Annotated in this window: 19 protein-coding genes; 6 read left to right on the top strand and 13 right to left on the bottom strand. The window is 61.0% G+C overall.

All coding sequences use genetic code 11. The features are described 5' to 3' along the window. Window positions 1–125 precede the first annotated feature (125 nt). From pyrF to IMW75_RS19200, 11 genes are all read right to left on the bottom strand, one after another. Window positions 126–824, bottom strand: coding sequence for an orotidine-5'-phosphate decarboxylase (pyrF, locus tag IMW75_RS19250; RefSeq protein WP_045061815.1), 699 nt, complete (start codon window positions 822–824; stop codon window positions 126–128). Between the two features lie 115 nt (window positions 825–939). Further along, window positions 940–1,992, bottom strand: coding sequence for an AI-2E family transporter (locus IMW75_RS19245; RefSeq protein ID WP_045061755.1), 1,053 nt, complete (start codon window positions 1,990–1,992; stop codon window positions 940–942). Between the two features lie 61 nt (window positions 1,993–2,053). Beyond that, complete coding sequence (locus tag IMW75_RS19240) at window positions 2,054–2,860, bottom strand: DUF4892 domain-containing protein (protein ID WP_205893470.1); 807 nt, start codon at window positions 2,858–2,860, stop codon at window positions 2,054–2,056. A 136-nt stretch (window positions 2,861–2,996) separates the two neighbouring features. Continuing rightward, window positions 2,997–3,851 carry an alpha/beta hydrolase gene (locus IMW75_RS19235; RefSeq protein WP_205893469.1) on the bottom strand — a complete coding sequence of 285 codons (855 nt, stop codon included), beginning with the start codon at window positions 3,849–3,851 and terminating at the stop codon, window positions 2,997–2,999. Continuing rightward, window positions 3,848–4,654, bottom strand: coding sequence for an alpha/beta fold hydrolase (locus IMW75_RS19230; protein ID WP_122839107.1), 807 nt, complete (start codon window positions 4,652–4,654; stop codon window positions 3,848–3,850). The genes IMW75_RS19235 and IMW75_RS19230 overlap by 4 nt, the downstream gene beginning before the upstream one ends. 161 nt (window positions 4,655–4,815) lie before the next feature. Then, window positions 4,816–5,259, bottom strand: a complete 444-nt coding sequence (locus tag IMW75_RS19225; RefSeq protein ID WP_045061759.1) for a hotdog fold thioesterase — start codon at window positions 5,257–5,259, stop codon at window positions 4,816–4,818. A gap of 32 nt (window positions 5,260–5,291) precedes the next feature. Further along, complete coding sequence (locus tag IMW75_RS19220) at window positions 5,292–6,959, bottom strand: AMP-binding protein (protein WP_205893468.1); 1,668 nt, start codon at window positions 6,957–6,959, stop codon at window positions 5,292–5,294. Window positions 6,960–7,135: 176 nt separating this feature from the next. Continuing rightward, window positions 7,136–7,588: a phosphohistidine phosphatase SixA gene (sixA, locus tag IMW75_RS19215; RefSeq protein WP_045061761.1), complete on the bottom strand. Its 453-nt coding sequence runs from the start codon at window positions 7,586–7,588 to the stop codon at window positions 7,136–7,138. Beyond that, window positions 7,585–7,932 (bottom strand): DUF4389 domain-containing protein, encoded by a 348-nt coding sequence (locus tag IMW75_RS19210; protein WP_045061762.1) that lies wholly within the window; start codon window positions 7,930–7,932, stop codon window positions 7,585–7,587. The genes sixA and IMW75_RS19210 overlap by 4 nt, the downstream gene beginning before the upstream one ends. 43 nt (window positions 7,933–7,975) lie before the next feature. Continuing rightward, window positions 7,976–9,001 (bottom strand): NAD(P)H-dependent glycerol-3-phosphate dehydrogenase, encoded by a 1,026-nt coding sequence (locus IMW75_RS19205; protein ID WP_045061763.1) that lies wholly within the window; start codon window positions 8,999–9,001, stop codon window positions 7,976–7,978. Window positions 9,002–9,011: 10 nt separating this feature from the next. Next, entirely contained in the window at window positions 9,012–9,203 is a 192-nt protein-coding gene (locus tag IMW75_RS19200; RefSeq protein WP_205893467.1) for a hypothetical protein, read from the bottom strand. On the opposite strand from IMW75_RS19200, the gene IMW75_RS19195 reads away from it, so the two are divergent. The 6 genes from IMW75_RS19195 (at window position 9,197) to IMW75_RS19170 (ending at window position 16,714) form a co-directional block, all read left to right on the top strand. Further along, entirely contained in the window at window positions 9,197–11,320 is a 2,124-nt protein-coding gene (locus IMW75_RS19195) for a TonB-dependent receptor domain-containing protein (protein WP_205893466.1), read from the top strand. The genes IMW75_RS19200 and IMW75_RS19195 overlap by 7 nt on opposite strands. A gap of 1 nt (window position 11,321) precedes the next feature. Next, the gene (locus tag IMW75_RS19190) at window positions 11,322–12,254 is read left to right on the top strand and encodes an ABC transporter substrate-binding protein (RefSeq protein ID WP_045061765.1); all 933 of its coding nucleotides are present in this window, start codon (window positions 11,322–11,324) and stop codon (window positions 12,252–12,254) included. Continuing rightward, window positions 12,251–14,152 carry an ATP-binding protein gene (locus IMW75_RS19185; protein ID WP_205893465.1) on the top strand — a complete coding sequence of 634 codons (1,902 nt, stop codon included), beginning with the start codon at window positions 12,251–12,253 and terminating at the stop codon, window positions 14,150–14,152. Before IMW75_RS19190 ends, IMW75_RS19185 begins: the two co-directional genes overlap by 4 nt. 248 nt (window positions 14,153–14,400) lie before the next feature. Then, window positions 14,401–14,916, top strand: a complete 516-nt coding sequence (gene fabA / locus IMW75_RS19180; protein ID WP_010211704.1) for a 3-hydroxyacyl-[acyl-carrier-protein] dehydratase FabA — start codon at window positions 14,401–14,403, stop codon at window positions 14,914–14,916. An 11-nt stretch (window positions 14,917–14,927) separates the two neighbouring features. Then, the gene (gene fabB / locus IMW75_RS19175) at window positions 14,928–16,148 is read left to right on the top strand and encodes a beta-ketoacyl-ACP synthase I (protein ID WP_045061767.1); all 1,221 of its coding nucleotides are present in this window, start codon (window positions 14,928–14,930) and stop codon (window positions 16,146–16,148) included. Window positions 16,149–16,525: 377 nt separating this feature from the next. Next, window positions 16,526–16,714: a hypothetical protein gene (locus tag IMW75_RS19170; RefSeq protein WP_045061768.1), complete on the top strand. Its 189-nt coding sequence runs from the start codon at window positions 16,526–16,528 to the stop codon at window positions 16,712–16,714. An 83-nt stretch (window positions 16,715–16,797) separates the two neighbouring features. Here the strand turns inward: IMW75_RS19170 and IMW75_RS19165 are convergent, their stop codons facing one another. Both IMW75_RS19165 and mazG read right to left on the bottom strand, forming a co-directional pair. Continuing rightward, window positions 16,798–17,340, bottom strand: a complete 543-nt coding sequence (locus tag IMW75_RS19165) for a DUF2058 domain-containing protein (RefSeq protein WP_045061769.1) — start codon at window positions 17,338–17,340, stop codon at window positions 16,798–16,800. 28 nt (window positions 17,341–17,368) lie between these two features. After that, complete coding sequence (gene mazG, locus IMW75_RS19160; RefSeq protein WP_045061770.1) at window positions 17,369–18,202, bottom strand: nucleoside triphosphate pyrophosphohydrolase; 834 nt, start codon at window positions 18,200–18,202, stop codon at window positions 17,369–17,371. Between the last annotated feature and the right edge of the window lie 114 nt (window positions 18,203–18,316).

Raw genomic sequence — 18,316 nt, 5'->3', positions numbered from 1 at the left:
GTCACTGACTGAATCAAAACCCTGTGGGAGCGGGCTTGCCCGCGATGAGGGCGTGCCCGTCGACATCAAATTTGACTGGCACACCGCTATCGCGGGCAAGCCCGCTCCCACAGGTTTAGAGCCGGTTAGGCGAGTTCGGCGACTACGGCGGCCAACGCCTTGGCTGGATCAGCCGCCTGGCTGATCGGACGGCCGATCACCAGGTAATCCGAACCGGCATCCAGCGCCTGCCGAGGGGTCAGGATGCGGCGTTGATCATCCTGGGCGCTGCCGGCCGGACGAATACCTGGCGTCACCAGTTGCAACGACGGGTGAGCCGATTTCAGGGCCTGGGCTTCCAGCGCCGAGCACACCAGGCCATCCATTCCGGCTTTTTGCGCCAATGCAGCCAGGCGCAGTACCTGTTCCTGCGGTTCGATGTCCAGGCCGATACCTGCCAAATCCTCGCGCTCCATGCTGGTCAGCACGGTCACGCCGATCAACAGCGGCTTTGGCCCCGTGCGCTGGTCGAGCACTTCGCGACACGCAGCCATCATGCGCAGGCCACCGGAGCAGTGCACGTTGACCATCCACACGCCCATTTCCGCAGCGGCTTTCACCGCCATTGCGGTGGTGTTGGGGATGTCATGGAACTTGAGGTCGAGGAATACTTCGAAACCCTTGTCGCGCAGGGTGCCGACAATTTCCGACGCACAGCTGGTGAACAGCTCCTTGCCCACTTTGACCCGGCAGAGAGTCGGGTCCAGTTGATCGGCCAGCTTCAGTGCGGCGTCACGGGTGGGGAAATCCAGGGCGACGATGATAGGAGTCTGGCAGACGGACATGGGCGGGCTCTCAGGCAGGACGAAATCGGCGCGCATTGTAGCGGAACCAGGGGCGCTGCGGGACCCGATGATCGGTAAATCGTCCCGACAGCTCAGGCAATACCAGTTTTTTCCCTCAGCGCCGCTCTTCTATGCGGGCGTGACTCTTGCTCCAGTCAGTCAACAAGCTATAGGCCACGGCCAGCAACGTGGGGCCGATGAACAAGCCAATGAAGCCGAATGCGATCAGGCCGCCAAATACCCCCAGCAACACAATCACCAGCGGCAGGTTGCCGCCGCGGCTGATCAGGTAGGGTTTGAGCACGTTGTCGACGCCGCTGATGATGAATGTGCCCCAGATCCCCAGGAACACCGCCATCCCGTAGTCACCTTTCCACGCCAGCCACGCCGTCGCCGGAATCCACACCAGTGGCGGGCCCATGGGAATCAGGCTGAGCAGGAAGGTCACGATACCGAGCACCAGGGCCCCGGGAACGCCGGCAATCAGGAACCCGACCAACGCCAGCAACGCCTGCGCCGCTGCCGTGCCGATCACTCCGTTGACCACCCGCTGTACCGTACCGGCCACCAGCTCGATGTAATAGCCGGCGCGATCGCCGATCAATCGTTCGAGCAAGCCATGGACGAAGGCCGCCAGGCGCGGTCCGTCGCGATAGAAAAAGAACACGAAGACGATGCTCAAGGTCAGTTCCAGGATACCGCCGCCGATCTGCGCACTGCGGGCCAGCAGCCAGTTGCCGACCTGCCCCAGGTACGGCTTGACCGCCAGCATCATCGCTGCGCCCTGCTGGTCGATGCTGTCCCAGATCCCCACCAGCCGCTCGCCAATCAGCGGAATCGAACCGAGCCAGGTCGGGGCCTCGGGCAGGCCGTCGACCTGCACGTCCTTGATGAAAGCGGTGGCATCGCGCACGTGATCGGCCAGGTTGAAACCCAGCCATACCAGGGGTACAGCCACCAGCAACATCCAGCCCAGGGTCAGCACGGCGGCGGCCAGGGATTCGCGACCGTTTAGCCAGCGAGTCAGCAGTCGCATCAATGGCCAACTGGCAAATGCCAGCACCGCCCCCCAGAACAACGCCGACCAGAACGGCGCCATCACCCATAAGCTCGCGCCAAACAGCACCAGGAGCAGGATCTGCACCAACAGCCGATCATTGTTGATCATGTAGGTCTCGTCAGTCAGGAAAGAGTCGGCGAGCGCGCATCCGGCGCTCGCCTGATGAAGCTTATCGCAATAGTTCGATGTGCAGGCCAGAGCCTTCGTTGCTGCCGGTTTCCATCCTTGCCGCGCGCACGCCCTGCTTTACCAGCGCCTGACGCCAGGCTTCGGCGTTCGGCCCGGAGACACTCACGCGCAGGCCGGTATCCAGGTTCAAGCCACGCGACAGCAAGCGCAACCAGGTCTCGTCGGGCGCGCCGGACAACTTCGCAAAGTCGAGTTCGCCCGTACTTTTAAGCTGTCGCAGCAAAGTGGCGGAGGTCGGCAGCAATTCGCCCAGTGGCGCGGCGGCGTCAAACTGCTCGGCATGCAGATACGCTTTACGATTGCCCCTGGTGATGCTGTAGAGCGCTACCAGGGTATTGTCCTGGGGCGCCGCCAGACGCAACAGCAGATAGGCCTGTTGATCATCGGCCCCGTACAGTTTTGCGTTGCCAAACACCTCATTGGCCCACAGGCTGCTCTCCCCGCAGTCACGCGCCTGGCACCAGAACAACAACTCGGCGCCCTGCTTCTGCAAGGCCTCACGGGCCGCGGTAAAAGCGTCAGTGGAAGAGTGTTCCGGGGGCAGTTCGTAGGTGACGGAAGTGGTCTGCCCACGCGCCGTGACCTGTCCGTCAAAGCGCAACTGCCCGCTGATCTTGCGGATCGACCCCAGCGGATAGATCCGTTCCATTTCCACAGCGGGGCGATAGTCGACGATCTGCGCATCGGCCATCCGCGGCAGCATCGGCAGGTCCTGGCTACCGGGCAAGTCGGCAGCAAACGACTGGGCACTGAAACAGCACAGCGCGAAAAAACTGAGTGAGCGCATGGAAAGACTCATCGGATCGGCATGCCCTGGGCACGCGGGACGACCTGTTGGTCATTCGGGGTCGCTGCGGTGTAGAGATCTTTCATGGTTGTCTCCCATTTCAAGCCGCCCAGCCTCGACAGTTGCCAGGCGCAAGTCAAGGAACGGTGAAGAACCGATTGAAACAGTCTGCGACAAGATCCGCGCCAGCCTCATCATTCAGGTGCAAATGATGGCCACCTGGCAGTTGTTCCCGGCTGAAGGGTAGACGCTCCAGCAACGCCTCGTGTCTGGCGAGCATGCCATCGGCGGCGACCACCAGTTTGGCTCGGCAACTGACCCGCTGCACAAAGGTCATCGCCTGTTCCGTGGTCAGGCGCAGGGGCGAAGGCAGCGTCAGGCGGTTGTCGGTGCGCCAGGTATAACCGCCCGGCACCGGCATCAGCCCGCGCTGAGCCAGCAACTCGGCGGCTTCGCGACTTACCGCTACCAGGCCTTTCATCCGCGCTTCGATGGCCCGGTCGAGCGTGGCATACACCGGCTTGCGCTTCTCCCGCAGGTCCAGTTGCGCCTGCAAGGCCATGCCCATCCGCTGCGCGGCATTTTCCGCATCCTCCGTAGGAGGAATGATGCCGTCGATCAGCGCCAGGTGCGTGACGCGCTCCGGCAGTGAACCGGCGATGATCAATGAAGCAATCGCCCCCATCGAATGGCCCAGCAGCGCAAAGCGTTGCAAACCCAGTTGCTCGGCCACTTGCAGTACATCGTGGGCATAGTCCCACATCGCGTAGCCGGCACCGGCAGGCCGGTGTCCGGAATGACCGTGCCCGGCCATGTCCAGGGCAATGATACGCAGGCCATGGAGCCTGGGCGCCAGCCGGGCAAAGCTGTTGGCGTTGTCCAGCCAGCCGTGCAAGGCGATCACGGGCAGCCCGTCCTCAGGCCCGAACAAGTGTGCCGCCAATTCGATGTGCGGCAGGTTCAGGCGAATTTCTTCAACGGCATGGCTCATGCGCAATCCTGCTTGGGACGAGCTTGCCAGCGGCTGAACAGGTTCTTCAGCAGCGTGGCGGTATCCTGGGGGCGCTCGAGTGGAAACATGTGGCCGCCGGGCATGGTCAGGGACTCACCCAGCGGCATGCGTCCCACGGCGCTGGCGTGATGGCGCATGACCACCCGGCTCTTGTGCCCGCGAACCACCGCCAGCGGCACTTTCAACTGCCGCGCCCGGCCAGGACTGGTATGGGGCACGCCCCGATAGATACTGATTTCCGTGGCAGGATCGAAGCGCAATCGCAAGGTGTCGCCAACCTGATGCAATCCGTGAAGCAGGTAGGCATCCAGGCACTCCGGATCAAAGCTGCGAAACAGGCTTTTGCCAGCAAAATAGCGGCGGGCGCTGTCCATGTCGCGGAATTCTTCGCGCCGGCCCAGGGTGCGGCCGGCCGGCGTCAGGCGATCGATGAAGCCAAAGCGCTTGGCGGCGCGAATCACCCATTGATCGGCACGAGTCAATACCGGCGAATCGAGCATCACCACCCCGCGGTAGAGCTCCGGGCAGCGCAACGCGGCATGCAGGTGCAGCACGCCGCCGAAGGAATGGCCGACGCCCCACACCGGCTCCGGTTGCTGTTGCAGGTGATGGATCAGCTCATCCACGAGGTTGTACCAATTGTCGTCCGCCGGAAAGCGCGGATCGTGGGCGTGCTGTTCCAGATGCGTGACCTGAAACTCAGGTGCCAGCGCCGCAAACAATTTGCCATAGGTTCCGGAGGGGAAACCGTTGGCGTGTGCGAAGAATATCTGTTGCGGCATACCGGCAAATCCATGAGCGAGAACATGGGGTGATTGTCCGTAAGACGGTGGGTTACGGCAATGACCATAACGGTCAGGAATGGTGGTAGGAGATATCGCAGAGATCAAAAGATCGTCCGAAGGCTCGGGCCGCGTTCGGACGATCTTTTGACTTTAAAACCTTAGCGCGCCGGAGGATTCTCGCCCAGCGGCACCACAGCCATGGTCAGGCGCGACACGCAACTGGCCTTGCCCTCGTCACTGGTCAGGCGGATATCCCAGACGTGGGTGGTACGGCCGATGTGAATCGCCCTGGCCACTGCCGTCACCCGGCCACTGCGCAGGCCACGCAGGTGGTTGGCATTGATCTCCAGGCCAACGCAGTAGAACTTGCTGGCGTCGATGCACAGGTAACTGGCCATCGACCCCACGGACTCGGCCAGCACCACCGAGGCGCCGCCATGCAGCAGGCCATAGGGCTGGTGAGTGCGATGGTCGATGACCATGCTCGCGGTCAGGGACTCGTCGTCGAACGCTTCGAAGCGAATATCCAGCACCTCGCCAATGGTGTTTTTCTGGATAGCGTTCAACTGCTCAATGTTCGGGGTGGTGCGCCACAGGCTCATCGCTGACATCCTTTGTTGGTTTTGTTCGTCAATCAATCCTGCCACAGCACGGTATCGTTGCGCTCGCTCCATTCCTCGAACCGGCCACCGTAAGCCGCTTCGATCACATTGCGCTTGATCTTCAGGGTCGGCGTGAGGAACCCGTTCTCCACCGCCCAGCTGTCCCTGACCACCACCAGGCGGCGCAAGCGTTCATGTTTATCCAGGGCGCCATTGACCTCCTCCAGGAGTTTTTCCAGGCTCGCATGCAGGCCCGCGCGACCAGTGCCCCCAGCGTCCTGCTGGCCGACGGCGGACAGCACGCACAAGCCCAGCGGCGCGCTCAAGCCATCGCCCACCACGCACACCTGCTCGATGCGCGAGTGCACCGCCAGGCGATTTTCGATGGGCGCCGGGGCCACGTATTTGCCTTTGCTGGTCTTGAAGATTTCCTTCAGGCGTCCGGTCAGGCGCAGGTTGCCCTCGGCGTCTTCCTCACCTTTGTCCCCGGTACGCAGAAAGCCGTCGGCGGTGAGGGTGTCGGCGGTTTTCTCCGGTTCCTTGAAGTAACCGAGCATGGTCGCGCCGCTGCGTACCAGTACTTCTCCGGAGGGTTCGATACGTACCTCGACATCGGGGCAGGGTTTGCCGATCCAGCCGGGTTTCTGCTGGCCGGGCAGGCAGATATGCGAGTAACCACAGCTTTCGGTCATGCCGTAGACCTCCAGCACATCCAGCCCAAGCTTGCGGTACCACAGCAGCAACGTCTGCGGCACCGGAGCTGCGCCGGATAACGCGACACGCAACGCATCCAGGCCAAGCCCGGCGAGCACTCTGTGCCCCACGCGTTTGCCAATGATTGGCAAACCAAGCAGGAAATCCAGGCGCTTTGCCGGGATCTTGCTGTAGACGCCCATCTGGAATTTGGTCCAGATCCTGGGCACCCCAAACAAGGCCGTGGGCCGGGCGCGTTGCAGGTCGGTCAGGAAGGTGTCCAGGCTCTCGGCAAAGAACACCGTTTGCCCGGTGTAGATCGACGCCAGTTCGACGAACATCCGCTCGGCCACGTGACACAGCGGCAGGTAGGACAGCAAGCGGTCAGACTCGTTGAGGCCGAACAACTGCGTGCCCCGGCTCGTGGCGAAACCCAGATTGGCGAAGCTGTGCATCACGCCTTTGGGCATGCCGGTGGTGCCGGAGGTGTAGATGATGGTCGCCAGTTCGTCTGCGGCAGGTTTGGGATCGTCCTGTATGGGAGAACTGGCCTGCAGGTCGGCCCAGCTGAAATTGAAAGTACCCGCAGGGTGCAGTGGCAGGCTGATGGTCGGCAGATGGGCGGCAACGCCCCGGGACATGCCTGGCCAGTCGTCGAGCTTGCCAATGAACGCCAGCGCCGCTTCGGAATGCTCGAGCACCTGGCTCACCGATTCGGCAGTCAGATTGGGGTAGAGCGGAACAGACACATGGCCGGCCATCCAGATCGCCAGGTCGGCAATGATCCAGTGCGCACAGTTTTTCGAGATCAGGGCGATGTGGCTGCCTTGGGGCAATTCCCGAGCTCGCAGCCAGTGGGCAGCGCAGCGTGCCTGATGGCCGACGTCGGCCCAGGTCAGCGTTTCAACCCGTCCGCCGCCCGTGGGTTGCACCAGATAGCGCTGGCGGGGATGGCGGGCTTCACGCTCGTAGAAGACATCCAGAGGCAATCGAAAAGCGCCAGACATGCGACTCGCTCCTTTTATTGGTCTGGAGCTAGCGTAGTCAACCAAGCGATTGCTTGGTTGGTTATTTTATTGCTTTATGAACGAGGCTTGCCCGCGATGGGGTCGCCTCGGTGGCCAGTTGTGCGTCAGTGCATTCATCGCGGGCAAGCCTTGCTCCCACGGCGATCGCTACAGAATCAAGGATGCTTGATACTGTTGAGCTTCATCGCCCCCGCGAGCGGTAAATCGCCCTCCAGCTCAGCCAGTCCGGCCGTAGACACTCGCTCCGGATCCTGCACATGACCATGCTGAAGATACCCGAGCAGATTGCCCACCAGCGGGTTATGACTCACCAGCAGCGCATAATCGACAGATACCAGCTGCTCCGCCACGGCTTGTGGGCGGGAATCGGGAGTGAGCCAATCGACCGTGCGAATATCCGGCTTGAAACCCAGGGCTTCACGCACCAGTTCTGCCGTCTGCTGCGCACGCTTGAAAGGACTGGCGTAGATCGCCGTCAACGGCTCGCTGATTAACAAAGCAGCGCTGCGCAACACTTCGGCGCGGCCACTCGCCGTCAATTCCCGCTCGGAATCAGGACGTGTGCCGTGCGGCTCAGCCTCGCCATGGCGCAATACCCACAGTTTCATAGTTTCGGTTCCTCATCTCGGGCCGGATGCGGTGCTGGCGGCACTGCGTGCGGCGCTTCACCCTCAGGTGCGCGCGGCGTCGGCCAGTCGGCGAAAGGCCAGGGCTTCTGGTCACTGTGGAAGCTGCCGAAACGACCGATCTGCGCCAGGAACTGGCTCAGGCTATCGCCGAAGTTCATCAGGCTGGCGCTCGGGGCACCGTAGATCAAACGATAGATCAACTGAACCAGCACCACTGCGCCAAGGATGAATTGCGCGACTTGCCAGACCAGCACGTAAACGATCATCCACAGCACGCGTAGCAGAATGGACTCGTACTTGGCTTCTTCTTTTGGTTCGTTCATTTCTCGCTCCCTGATTCAATAGATTGGACGTGCGCAGATAAATTCAGTTGAAACCACTGGTAGAAATGAAGTCGACGTCGGTTTTCGGTTCGCCGCGCATCAACAGCCCGATCACCTGCTCAAGCGTGCGCCCTTCAAACAATATCGCGTGCAGTCCGGCGACCAGCGGCATATATACGCCCACTTCCTGAGACTTGACCTTGAGCACCTTGAGCGTGTTAACGCCTTCGGCGACCTCGCCCAGGCGCGTCACCGCGTCTTCCAGGCTCAAGCCCTGGCCAAGGGCAAAACCCACCTGGTAATTTCGGCTTTTGGGCGATGAACAGGTAACAATCAAGTCGCCAACGCCGGCCAACCCCAGGAACGTCATCGGGTTGGCACCCTGGTTCACTGCAAAGCGGGTCATTTCCGCCAGTGCCCGGGTGATGAGCATGCTCTTGGTGTTTTCACCCATGCCCAGCGCGACCGCCATGCCAGCGATGATCGCGTAGACGTTTTTCAACGCCCCGCCCAATTCCACGCCGTAGCGGTCGGCACTGGCATAAACGCGGAACGTGCGGCCATGCAACGCCGCCTGCACGCGCTGGCACAGCTCTTCGTCTTCACTGGCCACCACTGTGGCGGTCAGCGCATGCTCGGCAATCTCCCGGGCGAGGTTCGGCCCGGAGATCACGCCAATGCGGGCCTGCGGGGCGATTTCCTCAAGGATCTGGCTCATCAACTTGAAGGTGTGGGCTTCGATGCCTTTGGTCAGGCTCACCAGCAACTTGCCGCTCAAACGTTCGGCATGCGGCATCAGCACCGCGCGCAACGCGCTGGAGGGCAGCGCGACGAAACACAGGTCGCAGGCGTCCAGCGTGGCCTGCAGGTCGGTGACCGGCTCCACCGCTGGCAAAATCTTGATGCCCTTGAGGTAACGCGGGTTCTCACGATTGACCCGGATGGCCTCGGCCTGCTCCGGATCTCGCATCCACTGTCGGACCTGATGCCCGTTTTCAGCCAGGAGATTGGCCACGGCGGTACCAAAACTTCCGCCTCCCAGGACCGCGATTGGGCGCTGTTCAGTCATATGCAATCCGTTAATCCATACCAATGGCGATGCCGGCATTATACGGAGCGTCCCGGTCGCGGCCAGCCCTCACGTCAATTAGCCTCGCGAACCGGGACACGCGCAACAAATCCTCGGAAATGCCGGCATCCTCCATGGAAAAGTCGACCGGCTCGGTTAACATGCGCGCCCATTCACCACGATCAGGGATGTGTTGTGTCATTTGGTTCCACGTCATCGCGCTCGCCGCTGGTTCTGGCGCTGGTTTTCAGCTCGCCATTGCTGGCAGACGACCTGTTCCTCGACGGCGAACCCTTGCCGCAAGTCCTGACGGCGACTCGGCTGAAGCAGTCGCCGGCGGCGGTACCGGGCAGCATGACGGTGATCGACAGCCAACTGATCACGGCCAGCGGCGCCCGGGACATCAGCGAACTGCTGCGCCTGGTGCCGGGGATGATGGTCGGCAACATCAGCGGCAACCAGGCAGCGGTGAATTATCACGGCACCAGCGCCAGCGAAGCACGGCGCATGCAGGTGCTGCTCGATGGTCGCTCGGTTTATCGAGCCGGCTTGTCCACAGTGGACTGGAGCGATATTCCGGTGCCCATGGACGACATCGAGCGCATCGAGGTATTCCGCGGTCCGAACACCGTCAGCTACGGCGCAAATGCCTTGATGGCGGTGGTCAATATCATTACCCGCCGCCCCGCCGACAGCCATGGCTCCCGGATGAAAATTATCCGCGGTCAGCGTGACATCAATGATTACTACGCCAGCCAGGGCTTGGGCTGGGATTCCGGCGATCTGCGCCTGTCGCTGTCCGGCCTGCAAGACGACGGCTTTGACTCTGACCGCAACGGCGCCGACTACCGCGACAGCCGTCGCCTCAACCGCATCAACCTCGCCGTGAGCCAGACACTCGATGAACGACAGAGCATTGACTGGCAGCTCAACGCCAAGGACGGCAGCAACCAACGGCCTTACACCTACAGGCCGGTGTTCTCGGGGATTACTGACGCTGGGAACAATTCCGACGTAGTTGCCAAGACCTACGCAGGCTCACTGCGCTGGAACCTCGACGTCGATCCCGATCACAGCCTTTATATCCAGGGCACCGCCCAGCACTGGGACCGCCAGCAGACATGGCGTGCCTGCGATGCCGAAGTGTCATTCAGCCCGGAACTGACCCGGCTGTGGCAGCTCAACCCCAACTACACCGAAGCGCTGGCGCGCAATATTGCACGCTTCACCACCACCGGTGCGCCGCCGGGCCCGGCTGCGGAACGGGAGCTGGGCAATCAGGTGCTGGGGCAATGGAACAACGGCGCCCGCCAGACCCTGTGCGGCGATATCGACCAGAGTACCCGGGAATCACGCTTCGACCTGGAATTGCAGGACACCCTGAGCCTGTCCGACGGCCTGCGCCTGGTCAGCGGCCTGAACTATCGTTACGACCGGGCAGATTCCGAAACCTACTTCAATGGCACCCTGAATGACACTACCTGGCGCGCGTTCGGCCAACTGGAGTGGCGCGCCACCGAGCACTGGTTGCTGCAGGGCGGCGCCATGTTCGAAGACACACGGTTGATCGGCAGCTCCCTGACCCCGCGACTGGCCGTCAACTACCTGATCAACCCGCGCCATGGCCTGCGGGCCGTGTACTCCGAAGCGATCCGTTCGCCGGACATGTTCGAGAACAACGTCGACTGGAGCTACCGGGTAACCAACCTGCGCCCCAGCGCATACGGACAATCCAGTGCGCGCTATTTCGTCAGGACCCGAGGCCCCGGTGACCTCGAGCAGGAACACATGCGCTCCCGGGAGCTCGGCTACAACGGCTACTTCATCGAGCTGGGGCTGGCGCTGGACGTAAAAGTGTTCCACGACGAAATCAGCGGGATGATCAGCGAACCTTTGCGCAACAATCAGTACATTGCCAGTAACGCCAACCAGGCCCGCTTTACCGGGGCCGAAACGCAAATGGACTGGAGCATCAACCGCACCGACCGCCTACGCCTGACCTATGCCTACGTCGATGCTCACGCGAGCAATCCGGAAGATGAACTGCAGACCGCGCGCAACAGTGGCTCGGCCGGCTGGCTGAGAGACTGGGGGCACGGCTGGAACAGCGCCCTGTTCTACTACGGCGACGATGCGCTGAACGGCTACCGCTTCGAACGGGTCGACACACGTATTGCCAAGCGCATTCAGCTGGGTAAAGCCAGCCTGGAACTGGCCGGCGTGCTGCAGCAGCGCCTGGACCATCAACCCACCACCTTTATCGACAACCAGTACGACCAGCGCCAGGTGATGTACTTCAGCGCGCAGCTGGAGTTTTAGAATGCCAGGTCGTTTGTCAGGGAAGACGCCGACCATCGGCCGCCTGTTGGCCGGTTTGTGCCTGGCCATTGGCGGCCTGCTGAACCTGCTGACGGCAAATGCCGCCGACATTCTGCTCACCGGCGCCGACGACAGTCCCGGCATGCGCTCCTTCGCCGCGGCACTGAGCGAGCGGCGGCCGGGCGACCGGGTCCGTTTTGAAGCACTGGCCAATCTGCCTGCGCCGGGAAAACTGCCACGCGACACCCGACTGATACTGCTCGACCCGCCAAGTCTCGACTGGCGCCTGCAGGATGCCCAAGGCCCGCCCACACTGGTGTTGCGCATCAGTCGTCTGCAGGCACGACAGCGCCTGGGCTCCGCCCTCCCCCAGCACCTGAGCCTGCTGTGGAGCGATCCGCCACTTGAACGCCAATTGCGCCTGATCCGCATTCTGTTGCCCCAGGCAAAACGGATCGGCGTGCTCTACGACCAGCACAGTGAGTTCCTGATCAAGGAACTGCGCCAGGCTGCGGCCCCCCTGCGCATGGAGATCGTCGCCGAGCACTGGGACGACATCAACGACAGCCGCCCCCTGCAAAGCCTGTTGAAAAACAGCGACGTGTTGCTGGGCCTGGACGATCCGGACCTGTACAACCCCAAAACCGTCAAAAACCTGCTGCTTAGCAGCTATTCACGGCAAATGGCGCTGGTCGGCCCCAACGCCGCCTTCGTCAAGGCGGGCAGCCTCGCCAGCACCTACAGCGACCAGAACGACTGGCTGGCCGTGCTCGACCGGTTGCTCGACCGCTCGCCAGCCACCTGGCCACGCACGCACTATCCCGATCGGTTCAAAGTCCTGAGCAACCCGCAGGTTGCTCGTTCATTAGGTATTGAACAGATCAATGAAGCATCTGTCGCAACACAGTTGGCCGAAGGAGTAAGCCGCCCGTGACCTTCCATCGTCGTTGGGACATCAACACCCGCACGCAACTGATCAGCCTCGGCCCTGCCCTGTTGCTGACGCTGCTGTTGATCAGCTTTTTTACCTTCGTGCGCATCCAGGACTTGCGCCAGGAGCTCAATCACACCGGTCAGCTGATTGCCAACCAACTGGCGCCCGCCGCTGAGTATGGCGTCATTTCCGGTAACAACGAGGTGCTCGAAGGCCTGCTCAAGGCCACCCTGGCCACGCCCAATGTGCGTTTCCTTGAAGTCCAGGACAGCGCCAACCGCATCCTGGTGTATGTCGAGCAACCTTCCGAAACCCATAACCGTTCACAGCAGGTCGAAGTGTTCCAGGCCCCCGTGCGCCTGCAACGGATCGCGCTCAACAACGATTTCTTCCAGAACAGCCGAGTTGCCAGCATCGCCCCCACCGAGGACTACCTTGGGCGGGTAATCGTCGGCCTGTCGAACGACGCATTCAATCAGCGCCAGCAGGAAATCCTGCTCAAGGCCGCGATCCTGGCATTGTTTGCGCTACTGTTTACGTTCCTGATCGCCAGGCGCCTGGCGGGCAGCCTGTCGCAACCGATTCGCGACATCGGCAACGCGGTCAAGGCCATCCAGGAAGGTGACTACAAGACGCCCCTGCCGATTGTCGATGATACCGAGCTGGGCGCACTGTCTCAGCACATCAACAACCTCGCCAGCGGCCTCGAACAAGCCAGCCGCGAACAGCACCAGGCGATGGAGCAGCTGATCCAGACACGCGAAGAAGCGGAGAAGGCCAACAACGCCAAATCCGACTTCCTGGCGATGATGAGCCACGAACTGCGCACCCCGATGAATGGCGTGCTGGGCATGCTGCAGTTGCTCGAAACCACCGAGATGACCGACGAACAGGTCGAGTATGCAGCACTTGCTTCGGAGTCCACCGAACACCTGCTCAAGGTGATCAACGACATCCTCGACTTTTCGCGAATCGAGCGTTCCGCGCTGGAGCTTGAGCACATCCCGTTCAACCTCGCGGACCTGATCAGCAGTTGCGCCCAGACGTTCCAGCACAGCGCGGCGCAGCGTGGGCTGGAGTTGGCGCTGCTGATCCCCGAAGACATGAGGCCGCTGCAGGTTCAAGGCGACCCGACGCGCATCCGGCAGATTCTGGTGAATCTGGTCGGCAATGCGCTGAAATTTACCGAGCACGGTCGCGTCAGCATCGAAGCGCAATGGCAATCGCTCGATCATGAGCTGTTGTGGTTGACCTGCACCGTGCGCGACAGCGGCATCGGTATTTCGGCCGAAAGCCTGGAGTTGATGTTCAACGCATTCCAGCAGGCCGACAGCTCCATTTCCCGGCGCTACGGCGGCACCGGGCTGGGCCTGCCGATTGCCCGAACCCTGGCCGAACGCATGGGCGGCACCTTGCGCGCCAGGAGCGAAGAAGGCCTGGGCTCGGTGTTCACCCTGGAAATTCCCCTGGCGCTGTATAAGCAGAAGCTGCCTGTCATCACGCAGCGCCTGCCGGCGGACCTGGGGGGTGGCATGGGACGCAACGTGCTGCTGGTGGAGGACAATCCGGTCAACCAGACCGTCATCGAAGCAATGTTGCGCAGTCTGGGCTTTACTGTCAGCGTCGCCGTTGATGGTGCACAGGCGGTACGCAGCGCCGAAAGCCTGATGTTCGAGGCCATCCTGATGGACTGCCGCCTGCCGGTCATGGACGGCTACGAGGCCACCCGGGAAATCCGCAAACTGCCCGGCTGCGACAACGTGCCGATCATCGCCCTGACCGCCAACGCCCTGCAGGGCGATCGCGAAGCGTGTTTAACGGCGGGAATGAACGATTACCTGGCCAAGCCCTTCAAACGCAATGACCTACAGCAAATTCTGCAACGTTGGGTGCAGTAGTACAGGCCTTTTGACCATCTGCGACTGGCGTGAAAGGCGAAAGTGCGGCAGTCTTAGGCACCCGAACAGGCCCGAAAAGGGGCTTGAAAAATAATTTCAGTGCACAAGTGTACTTTCATGTCCTTGGTGCTGTGACTTTCACCACAACGCAATAGTCTATGAGTAGGCTGCTGACTCGAGGCATTAAACGCTTCGATCGGCCGGGAAGATTCGCCCCACCTGCCGCATCGGATTATTGAGGAGCTCGCATGACCAAACAAAACGCCTTTACTCGGGAAGACCTGCTGCGCTGCAGTCGCGGTGAGCTGTTCGGCCCAGGTAACGCGCAACTGCCCGCCCCCAACATGCTGATGGTTGATCGAATCACCCATATCAGCGAAGAGGGTGGCAAGTACGGCAAAGGTGAATTGGTCGCCGAGCTGGATATCACTCCGGACCTGTGGTTCTTCGCCTGTCACTTCGAAGGTGATCCGGTGATGCCAGGCTGCCTGGGCCTCGACGCCATGTGGCAACTGGTCGGCTTCTTCCTTGGCTGGCAAGGCCTGCCAGGTCGCGGTCGCGCACTGGGTTCGGGCGAAGTGAAGTTCTTTGGTCAGGTCCTGCCGACCGCGAAGAAAGTTACGTATAACATTCAGATCAAGCGTGTGCTCAAAGGCAAGCTGAACCTGGCCATCGCCGATGGTTCGGTCAGCGTCGACGGCCGCGAGATCTACACCGCCGAAGGCCTTCGGGTCGGCGTATTTACATCCACTGACAACTTCTAAGGGTTATCCGCATGCGCCGCGTCGTTATCACTGGTCTGGGCATCGTTTCGTGCCTGGGCAATGACAAAGAGACCGTCTCCGCTAACCTGCGTGCAAGTCGCCCGGGCATCCGGTTCAACCCGGAATATGCCGAAATGGGTCTGCGTAGCCAGGTTTCCGGCTCCATTGACCTTCCTCTCGAAGAACTGATCGATCGCAAGATCTATCGCTTCGTTGGCCACGCGGCGGCTTACGCCTACCTGGCCATGAAAGACGCCATCGCCGACTCCGGTCTGACCGATGAGCAGGTCTCAAACCCGCGTACCGGCCTGATCGCCGGTTCCGGTGGCGCCTCCACGCTGAACCAGATGGAAGCGCTGGACATTCTGCGCGAGAAAGGCGTGAAGCGCGTAGGCCCGTACCGTGTCACGCGGACCATGAGCAGCACCGTTTCCGCTTGCCTGGCCACCCCGTTCAAGATCAAGGGCCTGAACTACTCCATCGCTTCTGCCTGTGCTACCAGTGCTCATTGCATCGGTACCGCCATGGAACAGATCCAGATGGGCAAGCAGGACATCGTGTTCGCCGGCGGCGGTGAAGAGGAGCACTGGAGCCAGTCGTTCCTGTTCGACGCCATGGGCGCACTGTCCAGCCAGTACAACGAAACCCCGGAAAAAGCTTCCCGTGCCTACGACGCCAAGCGTGACGGTTTTGTCATTGCCGGCGGTGGCGGCATGGTCGTGGTCGAAGAGCTCGAGCACGCCCTGGCGCGCGGCGCGAAGATCTACGCGGAAATCGTCGGCTACGGCGCGACCTCCGACGGCTACGACATGGTCGCTCCGAGCGGCGAAGGCGCCATCCGCTGCATGCAGATGGCCATGTCCACCGTTGACGCCCCGATCGACTACCTGAACACCCACGGCACGTCGACTCCAGTCGGCGACGTCATGGAGATGAAAGGTGTACGTGAAGTGTTCGGCGACAAGGCCCCGGCCATCAGCTCCACCAAGAGCCTGTCGGGTCACTCCCTGGGCGCCGCCGGCGTTCACGAAGCGATCTACTGCATGCTGATGATGGAAGGTAACTTCATGGCGGGCTCGGCCAACATCGACGAACTGGACCCGGAAGTGGCAGACATGCCGATCCTGACCAAGACTCGCGAAGACGCCACCATCAATACCGTGATGAGCAACAGCTTCGGTTTCGGTGGCACCAATGCCACTCTGGTACTGAAGCGCTGGTCGGGCAAGTAATACGCCCTGCCGCTGCTGCGCTACACAAAAAACGCCCCGACTGGTTCGGGGCGTTTTTTTTGGTTTGGGCGCCGCCATTTCCTGCAGGCGCTGGCGAAACCTGCGATCTTCTGATGTGAAAAATCAGGATCAAAAGATCGCAGGCTTCGCCAGCTCCTACGGGCTATCGTGGGTCAAAATCCTCTTTGAACATGAAGCTTTTGTCATGAAACCAAACGCCCTGCGACCGAATGTCGCGGATTTAAAGGGCTGCAGGGCTTTCTCGATTTTCATGAAAAACTGTTACCCAAATGGCCTGTTTACTTAGCCTGCTATCAAAACTTATAACAGAGACCTGCACATGCCTTGGTGCAGGTAACTGAAATTGGAGCAAGCAGATGACTGTGAAAGTAACTGAACGCGACGATTCACACATGTCCCATGAAGGTGTAGCCGCCGGCATCCGGATCTGGGATGTGCATCAGCAAGACCTGCTGGTCGGCATGTTCCACTCAGAGACCGACGCGCACAACTACAAAGCCGAACTGGAAACACTGGAGCAGCAACGCGAACTTCGTTCCGCCTAGGCGCTGCGCCTGAGTCACTACAGCATTGAAAACGACAAACCCCGCCATGAGCGGGGTATGTCGTCGTTGGGCGCTCTAACGGCTTACCACATCAAGTCGTCAGGGATCTGATAGGCCGCGTATGGATCGTCTTCGGCAGCGACTTCTTCGGTCTGCACATTCATGTAGACGATACGTTGCGGATCCCGCTCCTGGATCTTCAGGGCTGCCTCACGCGGTATGACTTCATAGCCGCCGCCGTGGTGCACGATCGCCAGCGAACCGCTGCTGAGCTTGTTGCGCATCAGCGTATTGACGCAGATCCGCTTGACCTTCTTGTCGTCGACGAAGTTGTAGTAGTCCTCGGTCGTCAACTTCGGCAGGCGCGAGGCTTCGATCAGTTGCTTAACCTGTGCGGCACGGGCCTTGGCCTCTACTTTCTCTTGCTGCTGACGATTGAGCTCCTGGTCACGCTTGACCTTTTCGGCCTGCGCCTCCTGGGCCAGGCGCTGCTGGGTATCATCCTGCTCGGCCTGACCTTTATGGACCAGACGCTGCTGCTTCTGCTTTTCTTTGCCGACCTGTTTGGCCTGCTTCTGGTTGACCAGCCCTGCTTTGAGCAACTGGTCGCGAAGGGAAATGCTCATGGTGCTTAGTACTCACTTAGGCAACTGCTCAACCGCAGTTGGGCATATTCTTTTCCTGGCGTTTGGCTTCGCCCCACAAGGCGTCCAACTCTTCGAGGGTGCAATCTTCCATGGGACGGTGGGTGTCGCGCAATGCCTGTTCGATGAATCGGAAGCGTCGTTCGAATTTGCCGTTGGCGCCGCGCAGTGCGGTTTCCGGATCGACCTTGAGGTGGCGCGCCAGATTAACCACGGAAAACAGCAGGTCGCCAACCTCATCGGCCACCGCCGCAGGGTCGTTATCGGCCATGGCCTGGAGCACTTCATCGAGTTCTTCACGAACCTTGTCCAATACCGGCAAGGCGTCCGGCCAGTCGAAACCGACCTGCGCTGCGCGCTTCTGCAATTTTGCCGAACGGGACAGTGCGGGCAACGCGGCAGGCACGTCATCGAGCAGTGACAGCTGCTGGGGCGTCGTGCACTGCTCGGCGCGCTCTTGGGCCTTGATCTCTTCCCAGCGCTGCTTGACCTGTTCCTCGCTCAAGCGCGGAACATCCAGCGGCGCGTACAGATCGCCAGTAGGGAACACGTGGGGATGACGGCGAATCAGCTTGCGGGTGATGCTATCGATGACGCCGGCGAATTCGAAGCGCCCTTCTTCCCGCGCCAGCTGGCTGTAGTAAACCACCTGGAACAGCAAATCCCCCAGTTCACCCTGCAAGTGATCGAAATCCCCCCGCTCAATGGCGTCGGCCACTTCGTAGGCTTCTTCGAGGGTGTGCGGGACGATGCTGGCGTAGGTTTGCTTGATGTCCCAAGGGCAACCGAACTGCGGGTCGCGCAGGCGGTTCATCAGGTGCAGCAGATCTTCAAGTGAATACATCAATCAATCTCTATCCGCTCTTTGTAGGAGCGAGCTTGCTCGCGATGAACCCGAGAGCGACGTGTTCATCCAGACAGCACGCGTTATCGTTGACGTCCATCGCGAGCAAGCTCG

Origin of the sequence: Pseudomonas gregormendelii (assembly GCF_017114825.1) — a bacterium.
GTDB classification, from domain to species: domain Bacteria; phylum Pseudomonadota; class Gammaproteobacteria; order Pseudomonadales; family Pseudomonadaceae; genus Aquipseudomonas; species Aquipseudomonas gregormendelii.
The sequence above is the reverse complement of the archived record's forward strand: the minus strand, read 5'-3'. Positions and strand labels throughout refer to the sequence as shown.